Below are 12,156 nucleotides of genomic sequence, written 5' to 3' on the forward strand. Positions count from 1 at the left end.
TTAAACTTTAATCTAAAATTTCTTTTTTAGAAATTAAGGGTCTTAATCTAATGGATATAATTTTGGTGGGTTTTCTTCATCATTTTGCTGTTCATTTTGTGGAGTATATGGCATTTGATCTTGTTGCGGCTCATTCGCTACAGGATTTATCTGCACATATTGCTGATTTGGCGACAATTGAGGTTGACGTTGCTCACGACGACGTGTATTTTGAGATGCAGTCGGTCTAGGTTTTGTCAACTCATCAATGGATACAGCATTTGGAATAGTTACATTTGATGTATCCCCATGAATATCATCAAGTTCACTGAAGGAAGGAGTCCTCTTAGATGCTTGAGCAGCCTTACGTTCGGCTTCAAGTTGTTGACGGGCAAGTTCTGCACGACGACGAGCGCTTTCTTGTTGATCTCGAACACGTTGAATCGCTTCAGCACGCTCTTTTGCTTTACGCTCTATTTCAGCTTGAGCCAACGCTTGTTGACGGGCAGCTTCAGCTTTACGTTCTGCCTCTAGTTGCGCTTTATATCGTTCCTCAGCAAGGCGTCGTGCCTCGGCTGCTTGACGTTCTGCTTCAGCTCGTTCTGCAGCAAGTCGCTCTTGCTCTGCCTTACGAGCTTCCGCCGCTATGCGAGCCGCCTCTGCTTTACGAGCTTCCTCCGCACGACGAGCCTCTTCTGCTTTTCTTGCTGCTTCTATTTGTTGTGCTTCCAAAGCAGCCTTAGCCTCTGCCGCTCTACGAGCATCTTCTTGACGCTTCGCTTCAAGAGCGGCTTGCTCAGCAGCACGTTGTGCTTCTAAAGCAGCTTTCGCTTCTGCTGCTTTACGAGCTTCTTCGGCACGTCTTGCTTCCAATGCTTCCTGCTCGGCTTTACGTTGTGCTTCTAAACGAGCTCTAGCCTCAGCAGCCAAGCGTTCCTCTTCGGCCTTTTTGGCCTCTAAAGCAGCTTTTTCTGCTGCTCTTTGCGCTTCAAAGCGTGCCTTAGCTTCGGCCGCTTTTCTTTCTTCCTCCGCTTTGCGTGCGGCCTCAATACGAGCAGCTTCAATTCTACGTTCTTCTTCAAGACGTTTTGCTTCCGCTGCTAGTCGAGCTTCTTCTGCTTTACGAGCCGCCTCTAGCCGATCTGCTTCCGCTTTTCTCGCTGCCTCGATACGTGCCATTTCAGCTTTACGAGCCGCTTCCGCCTTGCGAGCTTCCTCTGCTTTACGCTCTGCTTCGGCTTTTTCAGCCATCTTGCGCTCAATTTCAGCATGCTTGGCTTCTGCAGCCTTTCGCAACATTTCGGCTTTTTCTGCAGCTAGTCGAGCCTCTTCAGCTTTTTTACGAGCTAATGCTTCTTTCTCATCTTTTGCCTTTTTAAGTTGTGCTTCTTTTTTTACATCTGCTGCAGCTTTATCGCTTAACTTTTTAGTTTCTTCATGAGCAATTGTTTCTGCCCGTTTAGCTGGACTTTCAACAGTAGATTTTTTAGTATCTACGGACCCTTTATCTCCATCTTTACCACCTACAGGTCCTACAGGTATTTGTGTTCCCCCTTGAGTTGGGTTCCCTAAAATATCTTTAACATCTTTTGGTACATTAACAGCAATAGTTTGATGTTTTTGTGGATTTGCAAGAGATTCAGGAATCAACAAGAAACGAATTGGCAAATTCGATGCACCGGCTGGCATAAAGTTTAATGTTAATAAATCGCCCGCATTATAGTTCCCTAAAAGACGGCTATCTAATATAGTACCTTCCCCTAATGCGGAAATACCATCTGCACCACCAATGTGGTAAGTCCGTGTATCTGTCTGCCCCCTTCTAGCACCTTGTTGATGCAATGTTTTTACCGTAAAGGAACCAGAATAAGGTCCCCCAAGAGGATTAAAATACAGTCTAAACGGTTCATTCCCCTTTGTAGGAATTTTTAACGTATACGATACGCCATAGTTACCACGATCTCGAACAAATGCTTTATTTTGCATTTCGTCTACACCATTAATAAACGTATCTTCTCGGTCATTACCAATTTCTACAAAGGCACCACCTAAAGAGGTATCGAATGGTGTAGTAACCTCCATATTACGCTTAGCACCAGTATAAGTACCGCGTAATTGTATTTCATCAATAGGAAGGTTTTTCACCCAATGTGATGCATCTACAGGGTCCATCCCCATAGGCAACATCATGACACGCGCAAATATAGGCCCTTCTGTTTTAATATCTACAATACCCGTAAATAATGCATCTCGATTTACCGGTGTATTTTCTAAGTCACTAAAGATTAATTGGCGCCCTTGTGGTGGGATGCTAAGAGTATATAATGGTCTTGCATCTGGGCTTTCATTAAGAGGTTGCTCCAAATCCTTTCGAGACAAATCACGACCTGCTGCAAAATAATCAGGTGTAGCTACAGATTTTAATTGTCTCATGACATGTACTGAAGTTGGATAAGCCGTTTGGTTTTCTAAGACGATAGCAATCTTGTGAGGTAAATCCATTTCATTTACATGATAGAAATAGATACGACCATTGCCATTAATTGTACCTGCACTTAACGTACCTCCTACAGGTCCTACATATTCAGGACTATCCGATAGGAGCAATGTATCCGTTTGAGACACCAACGATGGTGGCAACGGAGAAAACTGAAAATATCCAATTGATTGTAAATCTATATCACGAGCTTCTACATGGCCTGTAAGGGCAGCCATGGCAGCCATAGCCGCAGCTACACAATATCTTGATTTATAGGAAAACATATATTATTACCTCTATACTTCTTCGAGCCCCAACGGGTCATACGTAAGTGCTAATGCTTCAATCTTCTTTAGTCGATGGCCAATTCCAGATTTAGATAGTTCCCCCTCCATCAACTCTTCAAGCTCTTTTAAACTCGCTTCAGGATTCTCCCACCGAAGTCTTGCAACGACGCGCAACTTTTCAGGTAATTCTTCAATACCGATTTCTCTATCAATAATACGGATTGCTTTTACCTGACGAACTGCTGCATCCACAACCTTCTGTAAATTTGCCGTCTCACAGTTGACTTGACGATTAATTTGATTCCGTACGGTTTTCATAATCCGCACGTTTTCAAATTCCATAAGCGCCGATTGAGCACCCATGATTTGCAAACAATTTGTTACTGCATCCCCTTCTTTAAGATATACTACATACTCGTCCTTCCGCTCCGTTAGACCAGCGTGAATGTGAAAGAGTCGTAATACATGAATAATTTCCCTCGCAAAAGTCTCATTCCCCGTCATAAACTCAAGATGGTAATCACTTTGTGGTTTATTAACAGAGCCTCCCCCTAAAAAAGCTCCCCTTAAAAAGGCACGTCGTGCTTCCATTGATTTGAGCCAACTGCGAGGGATTTGTTCGGTTACAGGCCATAAAGCGAGATCCTCTAAAGCCTGTCTCCCCTCTGTAGAAGGTTCCACAGAGAGCGTATACATATTTTTTTTACGCAGGTTTAAACCTTGTCGTACTAATACATTTGTAGGTAATTCGTATTGCTTTTTCAAAATACCAAGCAACCGACGAGCTACTGCATTATTAGCCGTAGCCAAACGAATGCCAACGGCACCTTTCATCCCCAAAATGATAGATCCGCTCATACGCAATAAGCAAGACGCTTCAATTTTCATGGCCACATCCGCATCACTAGAGGCTTCATATTGGCATAATTCATTTTTTACATCTTCTGCAAATGACATGGACATCCCTTCTCATTAATGATCATCTCGTTGAAGATAATATTCTAAGATATGCGGTTCAGTGTTAGATTGCATAGCATGAATGATATCCATAATAACTTTACCTAACCGTTCAGGATCGTGAACAGCTGGTTTTTGAGGATTAATTAAGGTAGCTCGTATAGTGCGGATTCCTTTGTCTTGTAACTTTTTAGTATCTAATACCAATGGTTCAGATCCTACAGCACTATATTGTTCAACCATTTGAATTGGCAACGGCCCATCATTGGCAAGAACAGTATCTATAATTCCTTCTCCGCCATGAGCAATTAAAGCCTCTACATGGTCATTTAATGTGTAGCCTGTGGTTTCACCCGGTTGTGTCATAACATTAGCAATATAGATTTTATTAGCCTTACTGGCACGTACATGAGAGGCCAATTTATCAGTTAGTAAATTTGGGATAATGCTAGTATATAAACTACCAGGACCTAAAATAATCACATCGGCTTCATCAATGGCACGTAATGCAGCCCCCTCTGGCTTAGGCAATGCTGGATCACTATAGATATGACGAATCCGTTTACCCGAGTGTGGTATATTACTTTCACCTTCTACAATAGTGCCATCTGTCATCTCTGCACGCAATTTAATGAACTCTGTAGAGGAAGGAATTACACGACCACGGACACGCAACAATTTACTAGCCGCTTCAAGAGCTTCTTCAATATCTCCATCGTAAACTTGAGCAAGCGCAGTGATAAAGAGATTACCAAAGCTGTGTCCAGAAAGCTCATTTTCCCCTTCGAAGCGGTAACGGAATAAGTTCTCCATTACCCCTTCTTGTTCAGCTAGTGATACTAAACAGTTTCTTAAATCACCAGGTGCTATCATTTGAAAATCTTCTCGCAAGCGGCCAGAAGAACCTCCATCATCAGCAACTGTTACAATCGCAGATAGGTTTGATGTATGTGATTTCAAACCACGCAATAAATTTGATAAGCCTGTACCCCCACCGATTACTACAATTTTAGGGCCCTTATCGAGTCGGATATTTTGAAAGATAATATCCGATACCTTGCTGTCAGGATTAGGTAGTACCGCACGAATAATCGTTTTTATAACTTTACTTGTACCGATGAGCATTAATACAGCGCCAATCGATAATACTACAGCCCCTACAGCAATGAGTACATTATAATTGTAAAAGCCCGTCATATTATAAGAAAAGGCAAGTACAATATCTTCAAGAACCGCAAGCCATTGATAGTTAAACATCAAGGAAATGCCAATAATTAAAAGACCTACACCACAACTAAATAGGGCAAGCCAACGTTTTATATTTAGACCCGGAATTAGCCACCGGAACCATCCTTTTCGCAACATAATCCCCCCTATCTATTTATCAAGTGTTATAATTTCATGAGGATTATAATCTTCTTCTACATTATTTTTCATCATATCTCTATGTTCAACAGTGACACGATATCCTTTTTCTAACAAGTGGGAATATAGAGCCTCTGCCATAGCTACAGATCTATGCATACCACCTGTGCAACCTACTGCCACAATAAACTGAGATTTCCCTTCTTGTTCATAATTTGGTACAAGGAAATCCATGGTATCAAAGTAACGTTTTTTAAATTCCTCGGTTACTTCAAAGGAATGGATATATTCATTCACTGCTTTTACACGACCTGTTTTATGACGAAACTCAGGAATATAAAATGGATTTGGTAGAAAACGAACATCCCATACCATATCTGCATCGAGAGGAATACCATATTTAAAACCAAAGCTCACTACAGTAATAGCCATACCATGAGCTTCATCAACTTGAGCAAAACGCGTTTTTAAATACTCTTTCAAGCTGGCTGTTTTCATATTAGTGGTATCAATAATAAAATCTGCTTTATGGCGCACAGAGTTAAGAATTTGGCGTTCCTTCTTTAGCCCTGTTGTAATCAGCCCATTAGGAGCCAATGGATGACTCCGTCGACTTTCCTTATATCGACGAATCAAAGTCTCATCTGTAGCATCCATAAATACAATTTCAAAATCTACCTTCATATCTTTTAATGTATCTAAAGATGAAGAAAGAGCTTCAAAAAATTCGCCACCCCGAATATCTACAACAAGAGCAACGCGATTAGTCCGTTCTCCACCTTGTCGGCAAATTTCACTTAATTTAGGGATCAGCACAGGGGGAATATTATCAATACATAAATACCCCATATCTTCTAAAGCTTGCAATACCTGAGTTTTGCCGGCACCTGACATACCTGTAACTATTAACAAACGAAATGCTTCCATAGTTTTACTCCATTATAAAAGATTATCTTCAATCCAATGGGCTACGCCATCGTCATTATGGTGGCCACAAATTGTATGAGCCACAGATTTTACATGATCTGTAGCGTTTTCAACAGCTACAGAGTAACCTGTTTTACGTAGCATAGAAATATCATTTTCTGCATTACCAAAAGAAACGATATGTTCTAAACTAATATGATTATCTAAAGCTAGTTGTGTCAAAGCACGCCCCTTTGACACATTAAGGGCAACGATTTCTAAAAAGTCTTTTTGGCTACGAACTAGAGTCACCATATCACCAACTCTAGGAGTTAAAATTTCAATAATTCTGTTAATTCCTTCTACTGTATCTATGGCAATTAGCTTATTCGGTTCAGAGTTTAAACTATATAACGTATCACCTAAAAATTCTGCCGTAGCACCAGTCTGTTTTTCATAGAGAGCGGACTGCCACGTTTTATGATGACATAGCAAATGATCATCTATATAGGATTGAATATGCCAATCATATTGTTTTGCTAATTCATAAATACGACGTACCACTTCAATAGAAACAGTCTGTTCAAACAGTTTACATCCTGTTTCCAACTCTTGAATGAGGCCACCAGAAAATAAAATCATCGACACATTACCAAGCTTTAATGCCTGCCCAATGGGCTTAGCCGTTTGGTACATACGCCCCGTAGCAATCGTAATAGCAACACCCCTTTGCTGCAACCGATGTAATACATCTACTGTATAGTCAGATATAGTATTATCGCTACGCACCAAAGTTTCGTCACAATCGATGGCAACCATTTTAATATGAGAAAAAAAAGGATTCATATTCGCCGCCTTTATAGAAATTTTAAATACTCTTTATTATACCATTAATAGTGGCTATATAGATAGAAATTAGCGGTAATAACCTAATAATGACAAGAAAATTTACTCATGAAATTTTCATGAAATAAAAATCCTCTATTATTAATCAATTATATATTATTAATAAGTCAACATAATAAATAATTCATATAATTTTCATTTAATTTTATATTAAATCATAACCACCCGTAAAACGGGTGGTTTGCTCTGACCCTATAAGGGTCTTTCTCTAGTGGTGGCCCTCTAAAGAGGGCATTGAATGATCTGACAACCACTCTATTACCACTGGCTCCCCCCCCCTACTCGGGGGCTTTTCTTTTGCCTATTTTACCGGCTCACCCGTAAACGGGTCGGTATACTCTTTAAAGTTTAATGTATCTTGTGCTATATCTTCTTGTAGTTGATTGCGAATATACTCTTTTATCGCCCCTTCATATTGTCCCACCGTATCCACATAATATCCTCCTCTACACCAGAAATATCTATTTCCATACTTATATTTTAAATTTGCGTGTTTATCGAATATCATGAGGCTACTTTTGCTTTTTAAATACCCCATAAAACTCGATACACTTAAATGTAGTGGAATCGTTACTAGCATATGGATATGATCCGGACAGCATTCCGCCTCGATAATTTCTACATTTTTTCTCTTATATAAATCTCTTAGAATTTTACCTACATCAGCTTTTATCCACCCATAAATTATTTGTCTTCTATATTTTGGAGCAAAAACAATATGATATTTACATCTCCATTTACTATGTGATAAGCTTTTTACGTCATTCATTGACATTGAACCTCCTATGTTGAAATGTTGTGGTTGCCAGATCAACTCCATTCTAGCACTAGGAGGTTCGTTTCTTTTCTCTAAGAATTTTTACTGACCCCCAGTTTAACTGGGGGTTTAGTCATATGCCTATTCGGCGTACAACACAAAAAAGAGACTCCCGAAGAAGTCTCTTTCATATAATTAACTATCAAATTAGAATTTGTAGTTAAGGTCTGCACGGTAGAAGTCAGATTTGTCGTTACCGTTTTGGTCTTTCCAGTCGAAGCCGTAGTTAGCAGACAAACCAACATTGTTTTGCAATGCATAGTCAACGGAAGCCATCCAACCTTTAGCATTTGTAGTGTAGATGTGGTTGTAAGTTGTATCTACGATTGGAGCATTAACTTTTGCATCGAAGTATTGACCTTTTACACCCCAAGTACCTTGTTTTTTGATGTCGTAGTTACCGAAACCAACGCCTGCAGTCCAAGCTTGAGATTCGTCAACGTTGGAAGCTTTCAACCATTCGCCACCTACCCAAACTTTGTCAAAGTTAGCGTCAGCGTTGAAGCCGTAGATGTTTTTGTAACCAGAGGATTGGTTAACGCGATCGTAGAAACCACCAACCATAGTGTGTTTACCTACTTTACCATTCAAGCCTACATATGTATGAGTTACATTACTCATTTTAGATAAGGAATTATCCCAAACAACAGTGCCATTAGGATCAATTTGAGGATTACCATTAGCATCAAGTTTTGGAGTACCAGTAAGCAAGCCGATATTACCAGATACCATGTAACCATAAGCTGCTTGTAAGTTTACTTTATCGTTACCAGCGTTGAATTGTGCACCATCGAATGTACCATCGAATGCTAAACCGCCACCAAGAACTTGGTTAAAACGACCAGCTTTAGCGGATACATGTTCGCCGAATTTATGGTTTACATAAGCGCGATCAATTGTAGCATCTGCTTTATCTTCATTTTCAGAGTTGCCCAATTCGAAGCTACCGGAAGTCATACGAACAACTGCATCAGTGCGATCGTTTACTTTTGCGTTGAATTGTACACGTGCACGAGCGTCGAATTTGGATTTAGCATGTTCAGCATCTTTATAACGAAGACGAGCATCACCAGTAACTTTTACGTTACCAACGCGGTCTTCCAAACGAGCTACACGAACGCCCAAGTTGTTCAATTCGTTAGAGAATTCATCAGCCAAACGGTTGATCATAGCTTGTTGTTCTGCGTTAGCGCGGTCTTGGTTAGCCATAGCTTTAGCTACCATTTGAGCCATTTCGTAACGAGTGATGTTGTTTTGGCCTTTGAAAGTACCATCTGGGTAACCATTGATAACACCAGCGTTAGCCAATTGAGAAACTGCTTGGTATGCCCAAGAATCTGGAGTTACATCGGAGAATGGGTTAGCTGCGAATGCAGTAGTTACACCCAAAACTGCTGTTGCTGCAAAGATTGCTGCGAATTGTTTTTTCATAGTTGAATTCCTTCTTTCTGAAAAAAATAGAAAATAAAATGTTCAAGTCATAACATTCACATTCTACTCAGTTCTTCAGATTAAGAATCTTTGGGAGTGTCCACGTTTCCTCGCCACATTCTTCATCGAAGTTCTTCGTTTCATATGTTTGCTACTTCTTGTACGGTGATATTAGCACAACCATTTTTTCATGTAAACCCTTTTTTCTCAATTGTATTCTCAACATCTTATTTTTATAACTTAAAATATCTTCAAGATTAGATTTTATCTAGTTTTATAAGGTATAACTTTTTTCATAAAAAAATTTAATTTTATATCCCTTTCTATTAATTGAGAATTTTTATTATATTTTTCATTAAGTTAAACTTATTAATATATATATAATTAATAAGAAATTTATCTTTCTATACAGAAAGATTTTATAAATATATCCTACAATATAATGGATATAATTCTTGATAACCACTAAATCATTCGATTACTTTTAATATTATGTATTTATAAAACATTTTACTATATATATACTATTATATATAAAATAATTCATAATACTTTTATGCAACAAAAAAAAGACTTCCGAAGAAGTCTTTTTTTGTTTGTGAGGGAATTAGAATTTGTAATTTAATTCTGCACGATAGAAATCGGAAAGATCATTACCGCTTTGGTCTTTAGAGTTGAAACCATAACCTGCGGATAAACCTACGTTATCTTGTACTGCGTAGTCTACGCTAGCCATGTAACCTTTGTAACCATTAGATGTATTTGTTAAATCATATGCTTGATCCCAAGTGGAACTTACGATTGGTGCATTAGCTTTTTGGTTGAAGTATTGACCTTTCACATCCCATGTACCTTTTTTAGCGATGTCGTAGTTACCATAACCAAGACCTGCTGTCCAAGCTTGAGAATTATCTACATTGGAAGCTTTCAACCATTCACCGCCAGCCCACAATTTATTTTTACGGAAGTCCGCATTGAAACCGTAAACATCTTGTTTATCGGAATTAACTGTTACACCATTGTGGTTCAAGTTGCCGCTAGATAATCTGGAATAGAAACCACCAACGGAGGATTCTTTACCAACTTTACCTTTTAAGCCTACATAGGATACAGATGGGTTATCAGATTTGGAGTTGCCATCAGCAGCACCATCAATCATATAACCATATGCACCCTGTACTTGAACTTTATCATTACCTACGTTCAATTGTGCACCATCAAATGTATCATCGTACATCAAACCGCCACCAATTGTTTGTTGGAAACGACCAGCTTTAGCAGATACGTTGCTACCAAATTTGTGATCTACGTATGCACGATCGATTGTTGCTTGAGAACCTTTAGTAGAGTCACCAAATTCGTAATTACCTTTTACACGAACAACTGCTTGTGTTTTATCATTTACATTAGCATTGAATTGTACACGTGCACGGCCGTCAGTTAAAGATTTACTATTAGCTTTGTAAACACCTTTGTCTTCAGAACCTTGGTAACGGATACGGGCATCACCAGTTACCTTTACATTACCTACACGGTCTTCTAAGCGAGATACTCGAACGCCGAGGTTGTTCAACTCGTTAGAGAACTCATCTGCCAAGCGGTTAATCATAGCTTGTTGTTCAGCGTTAGCACGATCTTGGTTAGCCATAGCTTTAGCTACCATTTGAGCCATTTCATAACGAGTGATATTGTTTTGGCCTTTGAAAGTGCCATCTGGATAACCATTAACGATACCAGCTTGTGCTAATTGGGATACTGCTTGGTATGCCCAACTATCTGGAGTTACATCGGAGAATGGATTTGCAGCAAATGCTGTTGTTACACCTAACACTGCTGTTGCTGCTAACATTGTTGCGAATTGTTTTTTCATAATGAATTCCTTCTTTCTTATAAATAAGAATTTATATTTGCAGAAGACATTCACTACATAAGTAGTATCACTATGAAAGATGTATTAGGAGTGTCCATGTTTCCTCAACTAAATTATCTATCTTAGCTCCACTTCTTTGTAGCGTAGCCTTTCTGTTGATGTGAATATACCACCACCCCAAAACTTTGTAAAGCATTTTACACAACTAAATTTTATGAAATTTCTTTCATGAATAAAAATTATACCAAAAACATAGATTATTACTGCATTTTTAAAAATTTAATTTTACAAAATTTCATTTTATAGTCTAAAAAAATAGATAATTTTATTATCTATAACCACAATTTTAATAATTATCACTTATTAAATTTAGATATACTTATAATTTATATTAATTCATTTGTTTGAATTATTTATTTTCTATAAGATTGATAAGTGATATATTTAGATTCGACCTAGCCGTCTTGCTAAATTTTATTTAGTATACATTTCACAAGATACAACATAACTTAATCCTTCTTAACTTATAAAAAGCCTATCTACGATGAAATTTATCGTAGATAGGCTTTCACGATTATTAAATTGCGTAAGAAACAAATCCTAGAATATGATCAACAGGAACTGGGCCGATAAAACGACTATCACTAGAGTGATTGCGATTATCCCCCATTACAAATACATGACCTTCAGGAACTGTTACAGGTGTAGACCGGGTATAATTCATTTTTGTATCTTTTGTATATGGTTCTTGTAATTGTTCACCATTACGCCATACATAACCATCTTTAAACTCTAATACATCACCAGGACGACCGATAACGCGCTTAACCCATACATCATTTGTTTGAGCAGCTTTATTAAAGACTGATGCATAGTTCATCAATGGTTCTTCTACATCATCTACCCAAGTACGTGCGCGATTAACACGACTATCAATGATTACAATTTGACCATAATTTGGCATTTCATTCATAATATGATGCCATTTCGTTACAATTAAATATTGACCATTGTGTAATGTATCCTCCATTGATTCACCAGATACACGTGTTGGTTGAATCAAGAAAATATGAATTACCATGGCAATAATTAATGCCAATACAATGGCATAAATCCAATCTAATATTTCTTTTACTATTTTATTACTCATATTAACCCC

The 12,156-nt window shown here is 38.4% G+C and carries 9 protein-coding genes; all 9 read right to left on the reverse strand.

The window, feature by feature from the left end; all coding sequences use genetic code 11:
• Positions 1-42: 42 nt before the first annotated feature.
• Positions 43-2,742 carry an ATPase gene (locus tag E7B10_RS07860; protein ID WP_316055560.1) on the reverse strand — a complete coding sequence of 900 codons (2,700 nt, stop codon included), beginning with the start codon at positions 2,740-2,742 and terminating at the stop codon, positions 43-45.
• A 12-nt stretch (positions 2,743-2,754) separates the two neighbouring features.
• Positions 2,755-3,702, reverse strand: a complete 948-nt coding sequence (gene whiA, locus E7B10_RS07865; RefSeq protein ID WP_123138506.1) for a DNA-binding protein WhiA — start codon at positions 3,700-3,702, stop codon at positions 2,755-2,757.
• 15 nt (positions 3,703-3,717) lie between these two features.
• Positions 3,718-5,067, reverse strand: a complete 1,350-nt coding sequence (yvcK, locus tag E7B10_RS07870; RefSeq protein WP_021147900.1) for a gluconeogenesis factor YvcK family protein — start codon at positions 5,065-5,067, stop codon at positions 3,718-3,720.
• Positions 5,068-5,079: 12 nt separating this feature from the next.
• Positions 5,080-5,994, reverse strand: coding sequence for an RNase adapter RapZ (gene rapZ / locus E7B10_RS07875; protein WP_101929018.1), 915 nt, complete (start codon positions 5,992-5,994; stop codon positions 5,080-5,082).
• A 12-nt stretch (positions 5,995-6,006) separates the two neighbouring features.
• The gene (locus E7B10_RS07880; RefSeq protein ID WP_287501660.1) at positions 6,007-6,819 is read right to left on the reverse strand and encodes a Cof-type HAD-IIB family hydrolase; all 813 of its coding nucleotides are present in this window, start codon (positions 6,817-6,819) and stop codon (positions 6,007-6,009) included.
• A gap of 361 nt (positions 6,820-7,180) precedes the next feature.
• On the reverse strand, positions 7,181-7,648 hold the full coding sequence (gene tnpA / locus E7B10_RS07885; RefSeq protein ID WP_101929021.1) for an IS200/IS605 family transposase: 468 nt from the start codon (positions 7,646-7,648) through the stop codon (positions 7,181-7,183).
• Between the two features lie 195 nt (positions 7,649-7,843).
• Positions 7,844-9,127, reverse strand: a complete 1,284-nt coding sequence (locus E7B10_RS07890; RefSeq protein WP_101929016.1) for a putative porin — start codon at positions 9,125-9,127, stop codon at positions 7,844-7,846.
• Positions 9,128-9,734: 607 nt separating this feature from the next.
• Entirely contained in the window at positions 9,735-10,997 is a 1,263-nt protein-coding gene (locus tag E7B10_RS07895) for an S-layer homology domain-containing protein (RefSeq protein WP_004695518.1), read from the reverse strand.
• Positions 10,998-11,574: 577 nt separating this feature from the next.
• On the reverse strand, positions 11,575-12,147 hold the full coding sequence (gene lepB / locus E7B10_RS07900; protein ID WP_316055561.1) for a signal peptidase I: 573 nt from the start codon (positions 12,145-12,147) through the stop codon (positions 11,575-11,577).
• Positions 12,148-12,156 lie beyond the last annotated feature (9 nt).

Origin of the sequence: Veillonella sp. (assembly GCF_032470285.1) — a bacterium.
Classification (GTDB): Bacteria; Bacillota; Negativicutes; order Veillonellales; family Veillonellaceae; genus Veillonella.

Bases quoted from the DNA above. Each gene is read 5' to 3' on its own strand.
- E7B10_RS07860 (WP_316055560.1), bottom strand. From the start codon at position 2,742: ATGTTTTCCTATAAATCAAGATATTGTGTAGCTGCGGCTATGGCTGCC.
- whiA (WP_123138506.1), bottom strand. From the start codon at position 3,702: ATGTCATTTGCAGAAGATGTAAAAAATGAATTATGCCAATATGAAGCC.
- yvcK (WP_021147900.1), bottom strand. From the start codon at position 5,067: ATGTTGCGAAAAGGATGGTTCCGGTGGCTAATTCCGGGTCTAAATATA.
- rapZ (WP_101929018.1), bottom strand. From the start codon at position 5,994: ATGGAAGCATTTCGTTTGTTAATAGTTACAGGTATGTCAGGTGCCGGC.
- E7B10_RS07880 (WP_287501660.1), bottom strand. From the start codon at position 6,819: ATGAATCCTTTTTTTTCTCATATTAAAATGGTTGCCATCGATTGTGAC.
- tnpA (WP_101929021.1), bottom strand. From the start codon at position 7,648: ATGAATGACGTAAAAAGCTTATCACATAGTAAATGGAGATGTAAATAT.
- E7B10_RS07890 (WP_101929016.1), bottom strand. From the start codon at position 9,127: ATGAAAAAACAATTCGCAGCAATCTTTGCAGCAACAGCAGTTTTGGGT.
- E7B10_RS07895 (WP_004695518.1), bottom strand. From the start codon at position 10,997: ATGAAAAAACAATTCGCAACAATGTTAGCAGCAACAGCAGTGTTAGGT.
- lepB (WP_316055561.1), bottom strand. From the start codon at position 12,147: ATGAGTAATAAAATAGTAAAAGAAATATTAGATTGGATTTATGCCATT.